The sequence below is a fragment of the Larkinella sp. genome (genome assembly GCF_965227735.1).
In the GTDB taxonomy this organism is placed as follows: Bacteria; Bacteroidota; Bacteroidia; order Cytophagales; family Spirosomataceae; genus Larkinella.
Map to the genome: position 1 here is coordinate 5,056,508 of NZ_OZ245776.1, position 17,177 is coordinate 5,073,684.

Here is a 17,177-nt window from a genome sequence, read left to right on the forward strand (position 1 = left end):
CTTTATGAGTAGACCTTTTTGACTTTTCTAATTCCTTAATCTTTCCGGGTGCAGCATTTGCGTGCAGTTTTGCGGACCGGTAATCCTTAAAAAAGCGATGATAAAGAGAACACTTGTAGTACTGGCAATTGCCCTTTCAGGAAATCTGACGGCCCAGGCCCAGCGGGTTGGCTCCTCAGTTGAGCAGGTTACCGCCTTAACGTCTAACTGGAAAGGGGCGCGTTTGCCCGACGGTCGGCCGAATGTGCCGGATTTGGTTCTGGAGCGGCTGCAAAACTGCACGCTGGAGCAAATCTGGGGCTATCTGGGCAATAAAGGCTACCGTAATCAGGTCGAGAAGAACTGGGTAATTCTCAAACCCGGCGAAACCATGACCGGGCGGGTGGTCACGGCGCAGTTTATGCCAACCCGGCCCGACCTCGACAGCCTGGTCAGGAAGCAGGGCAAAGCCGAAGGACGGTCGCAAAAAGGCGGGATCAACATCTGGCCGATCGATATTCTGACCAAAGGCGATGTGTATGTGGCCGACGGTTACGGAAAAATTAAAGACGGAACCCTGATTGGTTCGAGTCTCGGCAACGCGATCTACGGTAAAACCGGGAAGGGTGTCATTTTCTACGGTTCGGTTCGGGATATGCAGGAATTAAAAGACACCAAAGGGTTCAATGCCTGGGTGAAAGGACACGATCCGTCGTATATCAAAGACATGACCCCGACGTCTATTAATGCGCCGATTCGCGTCGGTGAAGTGACGGTTTTTCCGGGCGACGTCGTGTTTGCAAACGAATACGGCGTGGTGTTCATTCCGGCGCACCTGGTCGAAGGGCTGGTGTCGGCTTCGGAGATGACGGCCTTGCGGGATGAATTTGAACGTGTACTTTTGCAGCAGGGAAAATACCCCTCGGGCGAGATTCACGGCGACTGGTCGGCCAAGATCAAAGATGAATTCAGAGCCTGGGTGGGTAAATACCCCAAAAAACTAGCGATTACCCAGAAAGACATCGACGCCTATCTGGCGAAAGAACATTGAAAAAAGGGAATGATAAATTATAAATGAGTAATGATAAATGTAAAAGTGTTGGGTTGAAAACTACTTTTACATTTATCATTACTCATTTTACATTTATTATTGTTTATAGATTAATTGACTCCGTATGAAATTCAGCATTGCTTTAATCGTTGCCTTCGCATTCAGTACGCATTCGTTGGTTGCCCAAACCATTCCGAAGGAGGAATTAACATTTTTAACGTCGGAATGGAAGGGAGAGCGGTTTCCCGACGGGCGCCCTAAAATTCCGGATGCCCTCGTGGATCGGGCTAAAAAAATCGGAATCGACGATGCCTGGACGGTCTTGAAAAATGAAGGCTACACGAACCAGTTTGAAGGCGGCTGGAAATTCATTCACGACGACGTCATCGTGGTGGGCCGGGCCGTGACCGCGATGTTTATGCCCAGCCGACCGGATGTGGAAAAAAACATCAAGGAGCGTGGCACCACCAAACAGGGTCGCAAGGGAAATACCAACACCTGGCCCATTGAAACGCTGACGAAGGGCGATGTGTATGTGGCCGACGGTTTTGGGAAAATCGGCGGAGGAACGCTCGTGGGGGCAACCTTGGGAAATGCGATTTTCAGCAAAACCGGCAACGGCGTCGTCTTTAACGGAGCCGCCCGCGACTTGCAGGAATTGCAGAACATCAAGGGTTTCAACGCCTTTGTGCGGGACTTCCACCCGTCTTTTCTGGAAGAAATGGTGTTGATGGGGCTCAATACGCCGATCCGGATGGGTGGCACGATGGTGTTGCCAGGCGATCTGGTGATTGCCCAGCGCGAAGGCATTCTGTTTGTACCGGCACACATGGCCGAACAGGTAATTACCACCTGCGAATTTGTGACCCGCAAGGATCAGTTTGGATTCGAAATGGTGAAATCAAACCGCTACACCACCGGCCAGATCGACAGCCAGTGGACCGACGAAATCAAGACGGAATTCCTGAAATGGCTGGGGCAACACCCCGAACTGGGCGCCATGACCCGGCCGGAACTGGACAAAGTCATGAGCAAACGAACCTGGTAATTTATCATAGACAAGAGACGTTAGACAAGAGAATAAAGACAAAACATTATAGAATCGGTCCTGTCTTTATTCTCTTGTCTACCATCTTGCATCTACCAAATGACCGACCAAACAAAAGACATTCTGCGCCGGGCAGCCTCGTTTTGCGCCTATCAGGAACGAACCCAGCGGGAGGTTCGCGAACGACTCGGTGAGTGGGAGGTGTTCGGCGATGAGGCTGAGGAGTTGATTGCGTGGCTGATCGAACAGAATTATCTGAATGAGGAGCGGTTTGCCAAAACGTTTGCGGGCAGTAAGTTCCGGGTGAAACGCTGGGGGCGGCATAAAATCCGGCAGCACCTCAAGCAGCGCGGCATTACCGGCTACAACCTCGAACAGGCCATGAAGGAAATCGAACCCGACGATTACCGCCAGACGCTGGTCGATTTACTCGAAAAAAAGAAGCGCAGTCTCCAGGGCGAAAGTCCGCTGGTGATGAAGCAGAAACTGGTTCGCTACGCCATCAGCAAAGGCTACGAAAGCGAGATGGTGTGGGCGGTTATCGAGGAGAGTGGGAGTGGAGACGATTGACGATTGTCCATTGTCAATCGTCAATCGTCTTTATTCTAAGAGCAACAAACGTTAAAAATCAGCGTCGAAGGTAATTTTCTGATCTTCTTTTTCTTTGGTAGACGACATGACACCGGCTTTCTGGTATTCGCCGACGCGTTTCTCGAAGAAGTTGGTTTTGCCCTGCAGCGAAATCATGTCCATGAAATCGAACGGATTCGTGGAGTTATACACCTTCTGTAAACCCAGCGACACGAGCAGGTGATCGGCCACAAATTCGATGTATTGCTTCATCAATTCGGCGTTCATTCCGATGAGCGAAACTGGCAGTGATTCACTGACAAACTCCTGCTCAATGCTGACCGCATCCTGAATCATGGCATATACCTCCGATTCCGGCAGTTTATTCTTGATGTGCTCCGTGTAGAGCATGCAGGCAAAGTCGCGGTGCAAGCCTTCGTCGCGCGAAATCAGCTCGTTCGAGAACGATAGACCGGGCATCAGACCCCGTTTTTTCAACCAGAAAATCGAGCAGAACGAACCGGAGAAGAAGATGCCTTCCACGGCGGCAAACGCCAGCAACCGCTCCACGAACGTGCCGTTTTCGATCCAGCGCATGGCCCAGTCGGCTTTCCGTTTCACGCACGGGATGGTATCGACCGCCCGCAGCATCTTGTCTTTCTCGACCGGGTTTTTGATGTACGTATCGATCAGCAACGAATAGGTTTCCGAGTGGATGTTTTCCATCATAATCTGGAAACCGTAGAAGCATTTGGCTTCGGCATACTGCACCTGCGACAGAAAACCGACCGCCAGATTTTCATTAACGATACCGTCTGAAGCCGCAAAAAACGCCAGGACGTTGGAGATAAAATGCCGCTCGCCGTCGTTCAGATTTTCCCAGTCTCGCTGGTCCTGCGAGAGGTCGATTTCCTCCGCCGTCCAGAACGACGCTTCGTGCTGCTTATACATTCTCCAGATGTCGTGGTGTCGGATCGGGAAAAGAACGAAGCGGAGTGGATCATCTTGCAAGATCGGTTCGATTGCTTCAGGTTGAGCCATGATTCTTATAGACTTAGTGGTAAGTGTAACGTTCAGTAAACTAAAAAGCGGGCTAACAAAGTTATCGCATTGGCGGAGGAATGCAACTTAAAAATTGATGCGTGAAACTTGCCGGTCAGCCGCTTTCTGAATAACTCCATAGCTATCAAATAGTTGTTGAGCGGGCAAAAAAATAACTTCTTAGAAATCTGCTAAAATTTGATTTTTCGCCTTTCAAAACACTCATTTGCAGTCCCATCTCGATTTTAGTGTTTTTATGTCCGAGTTGCCATTGCCCGGCTCACCGCCGGTGAGTGCTGTGATGATTACTTTCAACTCCGCCCGCATGCTGCCGGCGGTTCTGCGAGCCTTAAGCTGGTGTGATGAGATTGTCGTGGTCGATTCGGGCAGCACTGATCAAACCCTTCCGCTGGCGCAGCAATTTGGTTGCCGGGTTCTTCACCGGGATTTCGACGGTTTCGGTTTGCAGAAAGGATTTGCCGTCAGCCAGGCCCGGAATCCCTGGGTGATGGTGGTCGATGCCGACGAGGTCGTAACCGATGACCTCCGTTCCGAAATCCAGCTTCGGCTGGCGGAAGTAGCTTCCGGCCAACGCGATTTTCACGGTTTTGAAGTCCCGATTTCGCTGGTCTTTCTCGACCGGCTGATGCGGTTTGGCGGAGAATACAAAATGCCCCACCTGCGGCTTTTCGACAAACGGTTTGGCAACTACAACACCGCCCGGGTTCACGAAGACGTAGTGCTGAGCGGGCCGGTCGGCAAACTGACGCACCACATGCTGCACGACAGCTACGGCAGCCTCCACGAATACTTCGAGAAATTCAACCGCTACACCACCGCCGGTGCCCGCGATTTGCTGAGTCGGAACAAACGCGGTTCCATTGCCCAGATCATTTTCCGGCTCCCGATCACGTTTTTGAAAGAGTATGTGATTAAACGGAATTTTCTGAACGGTTATCCCGGTTTTATCTGGTCGTTATTTTCGGCGATGTACCCGGTGGTAAAATACGCGAAGCTGCGGGAGTTGCGGAGGAAAAAGAACCCCAAAGCAGCGTGACCGAAGAGAGGATCGCAAACAGCATTTACTCCTTTTCTGCCTTAAATAGTCACTTGTTGTTTGTCTGTTAAATGGGTTGGTAACATAAAAAAGTGACATTTAGCAATTCTGTCGTTGCCAGACAAAAATAAGTTGGTTTCTGTAAAATGTGATCCCATCTTGCGCGCTATTCGCTGGGCAAGTCCGGATGGGAAACCCTTTTAGTTAGCGCATTTTAGACCGACTTTACCTCCTCCATTTTCGTATGGGCAAACGCTATACTTTAGTCATACAGGTATTTATATTTATAGTTGCTTGTGCATCAAAATGTTTAGGAATTGATTTTAGTAATTTGGAAGAATTGCCAGATGGTAGTAAGCGGACGCCGAAAACAAAAGTAAGTACGAATAGGACCATAAGCCGGTTCTCTAAGGTTGACACGGCCCCGTCTGAAAATCCATCCCCATCAGGATTAGAACGACCCAAATTGATTCCGGCGCGGCCTTTCCGGCTTAGCCCCGTACGATCCCTGAAAAACAGTGTGGATCCCGTCCGGTTTATGCTGACCGCCAATAAAACGACGATCACCGTTGGGGAAGAGATTGAGCTAACCATCCGGGCCGAATTGCTCGATATTCCACCCAGCCTGTTCTTCTTTTTTGAGGATCAGAAATCGTTTTCCCTCAAACTGCTGTTGCCCGACGGGTTTGAGATCACGGGTGGAACCTATACCGACTTCATTGGTGCGACGCTTGATCTGCAATCCAAACCCGCTGTCGAGTACACAGTTAAAGGGAAGTTTATCCGGTACTCACCGGAACCTTTTACGCTTCTGAGAGGACCTAAAGATGTCAGCACCCAAAGCCTTTTTGAGAAGAAAGCGGAATTGGTGCTGGATCTCCAGCCTGTCTGTACCCTGGAGGCCAGTCAGGTTCGGGTCTATGAGCCGGTGGCGGGGGTCTTGGTGATCGAGGTGCCGGAAAACCCGACCAGTTATGTATACAGTCTGGATAACATCACGTTTTATCCGACCAATTTCTTTCCCCGGAATCCGGCTAAAAGCGGCACGGTCTACGTTCGGGAAAAGCAGAATGCCGCCTGTGTAGTAGCCGTCAATTATTCTTTTGCCCAATCGAAACCCATTAAAGGCGCACAAGGGGCGACACCACAAGGTGCTACACCACTATCCGATTCGCCTTGTGATGATCCAAGCGCTAAACCTATCGTAACGGATGCGGGGGGTGTATTGACTGTGTATAACTGTTTGGGAACGCCCCTTTGGCTTCGGGAGGGAATTTATCTGAGTCCAACGTTAGGACAAAACACGATCATTGCCTGTAATAGTGGTGGGAATGGAACCTATACGGTTAGTTGCAACACCGGTTCTGGTGGTTGTGCCGATCAATCCAGCGATCCAGTTTATGTTTCCAGTTGTGTTACCGGACCCGGCGAACCCGGAGGTCCGGGTGGCCCTGGTGGGCCCGGTACCTGTACGAATACACAACCGCAATGGGAGGATGTAGGAGGTACTCAATGCATAGGGAAAGAACTACACAAACTACAGGAAGATAAAAATAGCTGTTCAGCGACTTTTGGTCAGCAAAAATGGGTATTGGTTGATCCATGTGGGTGTAATAACTTTGATAACTGGCAGGACACTGGAAATACGCGCTGTAGTCCGGATTGGTCAGAGTGGCTGGAGAAAGAACAGCTAGACTTAAATACTTGTTCACCTACAGGGGGGCAGACCCGCTGGGTGATCAAAGATGTTTGCGGGTGTTTTTCAGGGGCAACCTGGACTGTAACTGGTGAAACCCGTTGCGAAAATGGTATCATTGAACGAGAAGAACTTGATATCAGCGGTTGGTGTTCACCAACCTATGCTCAAGTTCGCTGGATATCGACAGGGCAATGTTGTGATAATCAGCCTAGATGGGAAACAACAGGGGCCATTCGTTGTGATGCTTCAACAGGCTATCAGGAACAGCGTGAGGAACGGGACAACGCTGGGTGTTCGCCAACCTCGGGTCAGTTTCGCTGGATAACGACCGGTCAAACCTGTCCATCTCCGCCGGATTGGCAGGGAACGGGGGCGTTCCGGTGCGATGCTTCCACGAATTATCAACAGGAGTACGAAGAGCGGGACATTGCCCAAGGCTCACCAACGTATAACCAAACCCGCTGGATTCCAACCGGCCAGAGTTGTATACCGGGAGCTAATTGGCAAAATACTGGAAATCTACGTTGCGACGGCTCCACGAATTATCAACAGGAACGAGAGGAACGGGACATTGCTCAAGGCTCACCGACTTACGATCAAACGCGTTGGATTCCCACCGGTCAAACATGTGTACCCGGCGCAGATTGGCAAAACACAGGCAATTTCCGCTGTGATGGTTCGACCAATTATCAACAGGAGCGTGAAGAGCGGGATGTCGCTCAGGGTTCGCCTTCATTCGATCAAATCCGTTGGATTGGAACGGGTCAAACGTGTGTGCCGGGCGCGAACTGGCAAAGCACGGGCAATTTCCGGTGTGATGGTTCAACGAATTATCAACAGGAACGCGAAGAGCGCGACGTTGCCCAGGGTTCGCCGACCTACGATCAAACGCATTGGATTCCCACCGGTCAGAGCTGCACGCCCGGTGCAGACTGGCAGGGAACGGGGGCTTTCCGGTGCGACGCTTCGACTAATTATCAACAGGAGCGTGAAGAGCGGGATGTCGCTCAGGGTTCGCCTTCATTCGATCAAATCCGTTGGATTGGAACGGGTCAAACGTGTGTGCCGGGCGCGAACTGGCAAAGCACGGGCAATTTCCGGTGCGACGGCTCCACAAATTATCAACAGGAGCGCGAAGAACGGGACTTTGCTCAAGGCTCCCCGACTTTTGATCAAACGCGTTGGGTTCAAACCGGCCAGACGTGTACGCCCGGTGCGGATTGGCAAGGAACCGGTGCTTTCCGCTGTGATGGCTCCACGAATTATCAGCAAGAGCGTGAAGAACGGGATATTGCCCAAGGCTCGCCGACTTACGATCAAACGCGTTGGATTGGAACGGGTCAAACGTGTGTGCCGGGCGCGAACTGGCAAAGCACGGGCAATTTCCGGTGCGACGGCTCCACAAATTATCAACAGGAGCGCGAAGAACGGGACTTCGCTCAAGGCTCCCCGACTTTTGATCAAACGCGTTGGGTTCAAACCGGCCAGACGTGTACGCCCGGTGCGGATTGGCAAGGAACCGGTGCTTTCCGCTGCGATGCTTCGACCAATTTTCAGCAGGAACGCGAGGAGCGCGACTTAGCTCAAGGGTCATCGACTTTTGACCAAACGCGGTGGGTTCAAACCGGTCAGACCTGTACGCCCGGCGCAGATTGGCAGGGAACGGGGGCTTTCCGCTGTGACGGTTCGACCAATTATCAACAGGAACGCGAGGAACGGGATGTCGCCCAGGGATCACCGACTTATGACCAGACGCGTTGGGTGCAGACCGGTCAGACCTGCACGCCTGGTTCCAACTGGCAAGAGACCGGGAATCTGCGCTGTGATGCTTCGACCAATTATCAACAAGAACGCGAAGAGCGCGATATCGACCAGGGTTCGCCGACTTACGATCAAACGCGTTGGATTGGAACGGGTCAAACATGTATGCCCGGTGCGGATTGGCAGGGAACGGGCAATTTCCGGTGTGATGCGTCGACCAATTATCAGCAAGAACGCGAGGAACGGGATGTTGTTCAGGGCTCTTCTACATATGATCAAATCCGTTGGATTCAAACGGGCCAGACTTGTACGCCTGGCGCGGATTGGCAGGGAACGGGCAATTTCCGGTGTGATGGTTCAACGAATTATCAACAGGAGCGCGAAGAGCGGGACGTTGCACAAGGGTCTCCCTCATTCGATCAAACGCGTTGGGGCCAAACCGGTCAAACGTGTACACCCGGCGCGGACTGGCAGAGTACGGGGGCTTTCCGGTGCGATGGCTCCACGAATTATCAACAGGAGCGCGAGGAGAAAGATATTGCTACTGGCTCATCGACGTATAATCAAACGCGGTGGACTCAGACCGGGCAGACCTGCACCCCTGGAGGCAACTGGCAAACCACCGGTAACGTTCGCTGTAACCCTACTGCCAACCGCCTGGAACGGGAAGAGCAGGACATGGCGACGGGTTCGGCGACATATAACGAGACCCGGTGGATCCTCACTACCGATTGTTGCCCAATTAGTGCCCCGACAGTCAGTGCACTGCCTGCCGCGATCTCCGGCCCCCAGACCGTCACGCTGACGGCGTCGGGTTGTGCTTTCCAGGTAGAATGGTCCGGTCCGGGCGGCACGTCAACGGGGGTTGTCTTGATGGTAACGCTATCCCAAACCACCACCTTCACGGCCCGTTGCATCGACAACAATTGCCAAAGTCCCACCGCAGCGGTGACGGTGCAACGGATCACAGTTCCGGCCCCCATCATCCGCACCAACGGAACCGCCTTGTGTCAGGGTGACACCCTGCAACTGGATGCCGACGGCTGTGAAGGCCAGGTGCATTGGTCGAATGGGATGATGGGCAACCGCATCCGGTTTGTGCCGACGGCCACCACGACCTACTCGGCGACCTGCGTGGTGAGCAACGTGGCCAGTGAGGCTTCCAACGCCATCGGGATTTTGGTGCAAACCGCCCCCACCGGTGCCAGCGCCACGACCGGCCAAACCAGCTATACGACGGGGCAAACCATCAGCCTGAGCGCGACGGCTGCGGGGGCTACCCGTTACGAATGGAGTGGTCCGGGCGGTTTTATGGTCACTGGCCAGTCGGTGAGCCGCCCAACAGCAACCGTGGGCATGAGTGGTTCGTACACGGTTCGGGCGTATAGCGGAGCGGCCTGTCCGGCGGTAGCCACGGTTAGTGTGACGGTACAACCGTCGGAGAATTGCACCCTGGCGTTCGATGGCGAACCACGTGCGGATTGCGACTTTTCGGCGGCTGACACCACGCGCCGGGGCCGGATTACGGTGAAGACGAAAAACGCCTATGCCAGCGGGCAGCTACAGATTGCGCTGTACCAACCCGTGGCAAACGGGGGCTACCAGCTAACGTCGATTCTGCCCAACAGTCCGGCGGTTTTTACCGGTTTGAAAGAGGGCACGTACCGGATCGATGCGTACGAAGTAACGGGCAGCGACACCTGCCGGGCGGGAAGCCGACTGGTGACGGTGGCTTGCGACACGACGGTTTCGGGCTGCAACATCCGCATCAAGGCTGTCGACAGTCAGGAGACGGAAACCGATGTGTTACCGCGAGTGGGCGGGGTTTTGCAACCGCTGACACTGTCGGTGGAGCACCTGGACGGAGCTTCGCTGGTGGGGTATAGTTATCAGTGGACGCGCACGACGGGAACCGGAGCGGCTGTTAGCCTAGGCACCTCACCAACCTTGTCTGCGACGGCGATTGGGGAATACGCCGTAAAGCTGATGAGTGGGACGGACACGTGTGTGGCTTACCTGACGGTACGCAGCAAACCATGTACGCCCCGCACGCACACGTACGCCTGTGGGAATACTCCCGCCATTCCGCTGCCCGACACTGGCAGCCGGTTGAGCAACCTGGCACCGGGCGACACGATCCGGGCGGCTGATTTCGACATCATCGTGACGGAGGTGACGGGTGGCGGTTCGGAAGGTTGGCGCGGGGTGGGCTACACCGAGATTCCGTATTTGCAGGGTTCCCGGATTGCCATTGAGTTGACCGGGGTGGTGGTCAATGATTGCTATGAGTTGGTGGGCGGAACGGCAGTGTCGGTTTATGATCCGAGTTCGTTTGGCACTGTAGACGCTGGCAGCTTAGTAAACGTTTTTGATGCGCTTGAGCAAACGTACCAGGAAGTGCAGGAGTTTCTGAGGGTTTATAATGGCTCGTCGGAAGATAAAGCAAAGCTTTCAGCCTATATAGATCAATTAGAATCGCTAAAGCAAACGATCACACAAAGCGAGAACCTGCAATCCGATACGAAGTCGTTCTACGAAAATTTGATTGACAACGGTCGGGAATTGCTGCAATGCCCCCTGTCAGCCACTTCCTCGGCAGGAGGCAGACTTTCGGCTACCCAAATGACCAACACTTGTTCTTTTGATGATCTACAGGCCCAATTTGATCAACAAAAAGAACAGCTTGCCCAAAATGCCTGGGTTAATTTGCCAGATGGTGTGCCCGTCAATGAACTTTCGTTTGAAGAATGTATCTCGCGAATTAGTTACAAAGAACTGACCAATACACTACCTGGGGGAGATGAGAAAATCAAAATTCATGTACTGAGTCAAGATGGCTCAGAGGTTACAGCCATAATTGCGACGATCAGAGGAAGTTTTTATCGGTTTACCTACAACAATGTTGAATATTATTACGCTAAAACCTTACCCGAATGCACCAATAAAAAGATTGTCTTAGTCCATCAATATGGCGACAATAGTGTAATGGATGGTATTTTCTCCTACTATGACTATGCTGGTAAGAAATATGTTCCGTTCTTTCCCAAAGGGTATCCCGATCAGACCATTGGGCAAATGGTCCATCACTACAGCCGTGGATTTAATGCATTTGCGGATGTAACGGAGCAGGTTTTTGTCAACACCTTGATCTTCATTGGTGGTGGTGGACCGGTTGGAGGACGTATTGCACAGGCCGTCGAATGGCTGGCATTTTCCGCCGAGCAATATGCGGCCTTACAAGCACCAAATTGGAAAAACACACCGGAAGGTGAATATTACGAAAAAGCCAATGTCGCTTTATTATTCTTCCAGCTTGGAACGAGTATCAATGAGATTAGGGAGCTTAAAAACCTACCGGATGAAGTAAAAGAAGCCGCAGAAGAAGCTAAGAAGCTACTTGATGAAGGGGAAGTTGACCGGATACTCCAAGAATCGCTAGAATACTCCAATACCCTACCAGCCGATAATCAATTTCGGCTTTATATGGAGCGGTTGATGTTGCGGATTGAGTTTACTGGTGGGAAAATATTACGCGCAAACAATTGGTACTGGACAAATCGCACAGGTACCAAAATGTTCTGGCGAAAAATGAGCAATGGAGAGATCAATAGTAATATTGTACAAAAACTAAATGGTAGCAGTCCAGGCGCTAAATTTGAGGCTCAACTAGCAAATAAGATTAAGGAATTAGGATTCGAAGACCTTACTGATTTTGCAAATATTGTTAAGACGCAAGATAAGTCAAAAACACTAGGCGATATGGATGTCGCAACACCAAATAGGATATTTGAAGCCAAATCCAGCTTAACACATTATGACGATATAGTCGAATTGGGTGAACAGATGGATAAATATATTAACCCACTCAATGTCAACTATTTTAATCAAGGCCAAAAACAGCTTGTTGTTGTCATCGGAGATTTAGGAAATTATAATTTGTCTCACCCGACTTTGGTAGATCTTCAGAACAAGGGAGTGAAAATAGTGATCGGTTTAGACAACTTAATTAGTATTTATTAGATATGAAAGCAGCGTACATTTTCTCAAAAGAGTTTGTCCCTCCATCAAAATTAGCGCATATGCTAGAGTTGATTGCGGATAAAATTAATGCAAGGATAGTAGAGCCGAGTGGAACAGATGGATGGCAAATTCTTCGTGATGAACCCCGTTTACCAATACAATATGGAGAAGTACAGACTGAATACTTCTCGCTTAAATTTAAAATAGAGACTGGTTTTTGGCAGGCGCCTAAGATTACCTACAAAGATAATGTTTATCGAATTTTGATCGGTATAATCCGAGGAGTTGAGTGTGATTATTTACAATATGATTTTTTAAATGAATTCTTTGAAAGGTATCCTGATATGATCTTACAAGATTCAGACAGTAAGATGATATTTTCTCCGGATTTAACCCGGAAATTAAAAGAATCTGGAGATATTTATTGGCTTTACAAAGGAGGAGATATTTTTGTTGATCGATTTGATTGAGAAGATCGTCTTTAGATGACGTAGAATATCAACTGATTATTAAACAAGCAAAAATCCGATATTCGCTACGAAGATTTTGGTGAACGGTTTTATCTGGATGTGTTTTAAAGGCGTTATATCAACTCATAATCACAAGTAACCAGGAAGAAAAAAAGAAAATTTTAACTCATTTAATGTGTTTGCTCAAGCAATGAATTATACAAAGTCCATCACTTTACGCTTTCAATTTCTACCGGTTCTGTTCATTCTGTTGATCATTGGACTTGCCGGATGCAACAAGAACAGCGACGATCCCGAACCCATCACCACTTCCAGCATTGGCAAATACGCCGGGAAGATGGTTACGACGGGCGGCTTGACGAATCAGGGGTCTGCCATTGTCCAGACTATGGCCATCACCGTTGAAATGACGTCCGGAAGCAAAGAAAATGAAGTCAGGTGGAAAATTATCGGCCCTTTCGGCGATTACAATGATCCGCTGACGGCAACCATCGACGGCACCAAATTCACGACACAAAGCCAGAAACTTACGTATGGCCCGGGAGATGAGGTAGTTTTCGAAGGAACAGGCACCCTCATCGGACAGCAACTCACGGTTACGCTCCGGGAGGACGATGGCCAGGGACAATACACGCACGAGATTACAGCAACCCGAAAATAAGTCAATTTTATTCAATCCATACACCAATCAAATGCACATGAAAACGTCTGCACCATTTTTCCTCTTCTGCCTGAAAACAATTGTACCGGTTTTGATTCTGCTCAGTTTTTCGGCTTGTAAAAACGACAGCGATGAGCCCCAGACCAACACCGCAACTTTTGTCGGAACGTATAATGGTAAGATGGTTTCCAAAGGCCAGTTGGCCGGTTCGTCTTCCACCGTCGATTTTGAGTTTGACCCCATGAAGGTTCTTATCAAAGCTGGTAGCAAGTCCAATGAAGTCCAGATGCAGGTCGATACCGATCTGGGAGCTTTCGACTACTGGCCCGCTACCGTGAGCGGCAATACACTCACCCTGTCGAAGCAAACGATGAAAGATGACTTCGGAACGATGACTTTCGAGGGGAACGGCACCTTATCGGGCAAAGCCCTAACCTTCACGCTGAAACAGGTGGACGAAACCGGTACCTACACCCACCAGATTACGGCCACAAAGCAATAACCGTTGGGACGACGAACTGACCAGTCTGTTTTTTATTCTTCTTTCGTATGAAAAAATGTGTATCGGCTGCTTACAGGGCCGTTCCTGGGCTTCTTTTGCTGTTGGGAGCGCTCCTGAGTGTTCTGACCGCTCAGGCCAATACCAGTTCTGAGCGGACGGGGACTGACCCTGCTCAACCTACGAAGGCTTCGGTACCTCGTCTTCCGGTAGGAAATGGGGCACCGGCCGTTACGACAGCGGCTGGGCTGGAACATGCGTTACAGCGGGCACTGACCCACTCGCCGGAAAAAACGGGTATCCGGGTTTTATCGGACCAGAATGCCTTGATGGAACCGAAATTGGCAGCCGCCACCTCGGCAGAGCGCGATTCGGCGGCTTCGCTGTTTCGCTATTTAGACAGCCGCAATGGCTACGTGGAGGAGTTGAAAATGCAGGATTTAACGGTATTACCGGTCGGTCTTAAAAAACAGATCGGTAACCGCACCGTTGAACTGGGTATTCTGAAAGTAACGTTTTTCCCCCAACACGCGGAACTGACGGTTTTTGCCCGCATCAAAGCTTCGATGCCCGATCCGTATTCGGGTGTCAATGAGCGCGAATTGTTTTTCGGAGCCGATCAGGTGCATTTTACCCGCGACGGTGGATTGACGGGTGATTTTAAGCTGGTGCTGCTGGGTGATTACATTGTCCCGATGGGCAATATGACCTTACGGCTGCGCGGTGGATTGAACCGTTTCACGGGAGCTACGGAGGACTTGACGTATGCAACGTTTAATTGTGGCGGTTTGGTCGGTTTGGGCGTCGCCGGTGATGTCCTGTTTCCCCGCAGCATGCTCGTGCCGATTGAACCGGTTACCGGCGGGGTTATCGGTTCCGGGCAGGTGATGGGCACTTTCCAGGTCAGTGCGCCGGATTTCAGCGACCTGATCACGAAGGTCGACATTACGCCCTTTGCCGTGACGGGCTACGAACAATTCGGCTTCCAGTTGACGCAGGCCGTCCTGGATCTCAGTGAAAAACGAAACGACAATGCGGTTTTCTTCCCGCCCGATTATTTCAACGATCCGCAAAATAGCTTGCCGGATGGCTCAAATTCCAGCACCTGGAAGGGGGTTTATATCCAGCAGTTTCGGATCATCTTACCGCCTGAGTTTAAAACCCGGAGCGGTGGCTCGGAGCGTATTTCCATCGAAGCGACCAATCTGCTGTATGATCGGCAAGGTTTAACCGCCCGGGTCGCCGTCAATAACCCCCTGAATGGTGAGCCGCTGTCGGCTTCGGGCTGGGCCATGACGCTGGATCGGTTTGAACTGGCGTTTGAAAAACATAAACTCGTTGGCGGGGCTTTTCAAGGACAACTGACCTTGCCCATTGCACCCACCACACCCGTAGGCTACCGGGGTGAAATTACGAAGAATGCCAACTATAGGCTTGAAGTTTTTGCGGTCGAATCCCTCAAATTCCCACTCTGGCGGGCCACGGCGACCCTTCAGCCGTCATCACGGATTGAATTGAAAGTCGTCAACGGCACTTTTAAACCCCAGGCGACCCTCCACGGTCGCCTGGGGATTTATGCCATGAAGAATGGCTCCGAAGCCACCACAGAGGGCGCTGCAACGCTCCAGTTCAAGGGGATCACGTTCGAGAATCTGGTGCTGCAAACCGATGCACCCCGGCTGACAGTCGGTGCTTTGGGTTATCAAAATGAGCAAAAAATGGCCGGTTTTTCGATCACCGTCAGTGAATTGCGGGTGGCGGCTGCACCGGCCGACAGCGGAGACGCCACGCTCTATTTGCAAGTTCGGGTCAACCTGATGAAGGAATCCTTTGGTGCCACGGCGGGTGTGATGGCTTATGGCAAATTTGTGGAAAATAACGGCATCCACGAATGGAACAACAACGGAATCACCCTGTCAGATTTCTGTATCAACGGAACGGTCAGCAACCTTACCCTGGCGGGTTGCGTCAGTATTTTCGAGAACGATGCGGTGTATGGTAAGGGATTTCGGGGATCGGTTAGCCTGGGCGTGGGCAAACTCGCTCAGGATGGAAGCTCCAGCAAAACGAAATTCACCGCCGAAGCCCTGTTTGGAGCCAAAGACGACTACCGGTATTGGTATGCAATGGGGGGCGCAACATTCAGCCCCGCCATCCCGTTGGCGGGGCCGCTGGAAATGAACGCCATGTATGCCGGAGCGTATCACCACATGCGTCCACGGGTACTGGGGGCATTGGGTGGCGCACTCAGTTACGAACCGACCGAAAGTGTTCAACTGGGTTTTAAAGCCGTGATGGGCCTGGTGGCGGCCAAAAAAGCCTTTACCGGCCAGGCTGGCGTGGAGATGATCTTCAACCCAAATTGGGGGCTTAACTCGGTTGGGCTCTTTGGAGAAGGGGTCTTCACCGGAACCATATCCGCCAGTATTCCGGGCGTCAACAAACTGAAAACGATGGTGCTCAATACCGGAAAGGGATTAACTGGCGATGTATTTACCCAGGAAATGCTGGAAAAGAAAGCCAAACAGGAATTTGGCGTCACCGAGGGGAACGCTCTGGGCAGTGTTCAGGGCCGGGTCGCTTTGCTGATGGATTTCGAGCACCATACCTTCCACGGCGATGCGGAGGTCTTTGTCAATGCAGCCGGGGTATTGCGCGGAATGGGTGCGAACAACCGGGCGGGCTGGATGGTCATGCACTTTGATGAAAAAGAATGGTATTGCCACCTGGGTCATCCGGATAAAAGCCGGCGAATTGGACTTCTGATGCACCTGGGGCCGCAAATCCGGATCGATGGCTACCTGATGATCGGGCACCGGATTCCGAGGATGCCCCCTCCACCGGCGGAAGTGCTTCAGAAGCTCCGGTATGACCCAGCCCTCCAAACCGACCGACCGGCCAGTGTGGAAGCGGATGCGGTGCTGGGGAAAGGGTTTGTCTTTGGAGCCAGTCTATCGCTGGATTGGCGCATTCGCTTGTGGATACCGTATCTGAATCTCACCGCCCGAGCCGGATTTGATATGCTGTTGAAAGAGTTCACTGCGCCGTTCTGCGGGGGGCGAACCACCATCGGCAGCCACAACTGGTATGGCCGGGGACAAATCTATGCCTTTCTGCAGGGCGAAGCCGGGGTTTACATTTTCGGAAAACGTCCCTTGATCACCGTTTCGGCAGCAGCCCTGCTGGAAGCGGGCTTGCCGAATCCGGCCTGGCTGGACGGGCGACTGGCACTGGGGTTGAAACTGGGCCGGAAATTTAACCAAACCGTACGCTTTAATCTGGAAATGGGCAGTCAATGCCGCCAGTAAGTTCGCCATTGTA

10 protein-coding genes are annotated in these 17,177 nt (G+C 51.5%); 9 read left to right on the top strand and 1 reads right to left on the bottom strand.

Annotation, left to right across the window (positions count from 1 at the left end):
• The first annotated feature begins 97 nt into the window (after positions 1 to 97).
• The 3 genes from ACO064_RS19760 to ACO064_RS19770 all read left to right on the top strand — a co-directional run bounded on the left by ACO064_RS19760 (position 98) and on the right by ACO064_RS19770 (position 2,648).
• Positions 98 to 1,030 carry an RraA family protein gene (locus tag ACO064_RS19760; RefSeq protein ID WP_421828946.1) on the top strand — a complete coding sequence of 311 codons (933 nt, stop codon included), beginning with the start codon at positions 98 to 100 and terminating at the stop codon, positions 1,028 to 1,030.
• A 124-nt stretch (positions 1,031 to 1,154) separates the two neighbouring features.
• Entirely contained in the window at positions 1,155 to 2,078 is a 924-nt protein-coding gene (locus tag ACO064_RS19765; RefSeq protein WP_421828947.1) for an RraA family protein, read from the top strand.
• Between the two features lie 99 nt (positions 2,079 to 2,177).
• On the top strand, positions 2,178 to 2,648 hold the full coding sequence (locus ACO064_RS19770) for a regulatory protein RecX (protein WP_421828948.1): 471 nt from the start codon (positions 2,178 to 2,180) through the stop codon (positions 2,646 to 2,648).
• A gap of 51 nt (positions 2,649 to 2,699) precedes the next feature.
• Here the strand turns inward: ACO064_RS19770 and ACO064_RS19775 are convergent, their stop codons facing one another.
• Entirely contained in the window at positions 2,700 to 3,689 is a 990-nt protein-coding gene (locus tag ACO064_RS19775) for a ribonucleotide-diphosphate reductase subunit beta (protein ID WP_421828949.1), read from the bottom strand.
• Positions 3,690 to 3,990: 301 nt separating this feature from the next.
• On the opposite strand from ACO064_RS19775, the gene ACO064_RS19780 reads away from it, so the two are divergent.
• From ACO064_RS19780 to ACO064_RS19805, 6 genes are all read left to right on the top strand, one after another.
• Positions 3,991 to 4,746: a glycosyltransferase family 2 protein gene (locus tag ACO064_RS19780; protein WP_421831043.1), complete on the top strand. Its 756-nt coding sequence runs from the start codon at positions 3,991 to 3,993 to the stop codon at positions 4,744 to 4,746.
• A gap of 538 nt (positions 4,747 to 5,284) precedes the next feature.
• The gene (locus tag ACO064_RS19785; RefSeq protein WP_421828950.1) at positions 5,285 to 12,226 is read left to right on the top strand and encodes a hypothetical protein; all 6,942 of its coding nucleotides are present in this window, start codon (positions 5,285 to 5,287) and stop codon (positions 12,224 to 12,226) included.
• 2 nt (positions 12,227 to 12,228) lie between these two features.
• Positions 12,229 to 12,696, top strand: coding sequence for a hypothetical protein (locus ACO064_RS19790; protein WP_421828951.1), 468 nt, complete (start codon positions 12,229 to 12,231; stop codon positions 12,694 to 12,696).
• Positions 12,697 to 12,886: 190 nt separating this feature from the next.
• Positions 12,887 to 13,357, top strand: coding sequence for a hypothetical protein (locus ACO064_RS19795; RefSeq protein WP_421828952.1), 471 nt, complete (start codon positions 12,887 to 12,889; stop codon positions 13,355 to 13,357).
• A gap of 37 nt (positions 13,358 to 13,394) precedes the next feature.
• Positions 13,395 to 13,859: a hypothetical protein gene (locus ACO064_RS19800; protein ID WP_421828953.1), complete on the top strand. Its 465-nt coding sequence runs from the start codon at positions 13,395 to 13,397 to the stop codon at positions 13,857 to 13,859.
• 47 nt (positions 13,860 to 13,906) lie between these two features.
• Entirely contained in the window at positions 13,907 to 17,164 is a 3,258-nt protein-coding gene (locus ACO064_RS19805; protein WP_421828954.1) for a hypothetical protein, read from the top strand.
• The last annotated feature ends 13 nt before the right edge of the window (positions 17,165 to 17,177 follow it).

Excerpts from the sequence above, each read along its gene's own strand:
- ACO064_RS19790 (WP_421828951.1), top strand. The coding sequence starts at position 12,229 with ATGAAAGCAGCGTACATTTTCTCAAAAGAGTTTGTCCCTCCATCAAAA.
- ACO064_RS19805 (WP_421828954.1), top strand. The coding sequence starts at position 13,907 with ATGAAAAAATGTGTATCGGCTGCTTACAGGGCCGTTCCTGGGCTTCTT.
- ACO064_RS19800 (WP_421828953.1), top strand. The coding sequence starts at position 13,395 with ATGAAAACGTCTGCACCATTTTTCCTCTTCTGCCTGAAAACAATTGTA.
- ACO064_RS19760 (WP_421828946.1), top strand. The coding sequence starts at position 98 with ATGATAAAGAGAACACTTGTAGTACTGGCAATTGCCCTTTCAGGAAAT.
- ACO064_RS19780 (WP_421831043.1), top strand. The coding sequence starts at position 3,991 with ATGATTACTTTCAACTCCGCCCGCATGCTGCCGGCGGTTCTGCGAGCC.
- ACO064_RS19785 (WP_421828950.1), top strand. The coding sequence starts at position 5,285 with ATGCTGACCGCCAATAAAACGACGATCACCGTTGGGGAAGAGATTGAG.
- ACO064_RS19795 (WP_421828952.1), top strand. The coding sequence starts at position 12,887 with ATGAATTATACAAAGTCCATCACTTTACGCTTTCAATTTCTACCGGTT.
- ACO064_RS19765 (WP_421828947.1), top strand. The coding sequence starts at position 1,155 with ATGAAATTCAGCATTGCTTTAATCGTTGCCTTCGCATTCAGTACGCAT.
- ACO064_RS19775 (WP_421828949.1), bottom strand. The coding sequence starts at position 3,689 with ATGGCTCAACCTGAAGCAATCGAACCGATCTTGCAAGATGATCCACTC.
- ACO064_RS19770 (WP_421828948.1), top strand. The coding sequence starts at position 2,178 with ATGACCGACCAAACAAAAGACATTCTGCGCCGGGCAGCCTCGTTTTGC.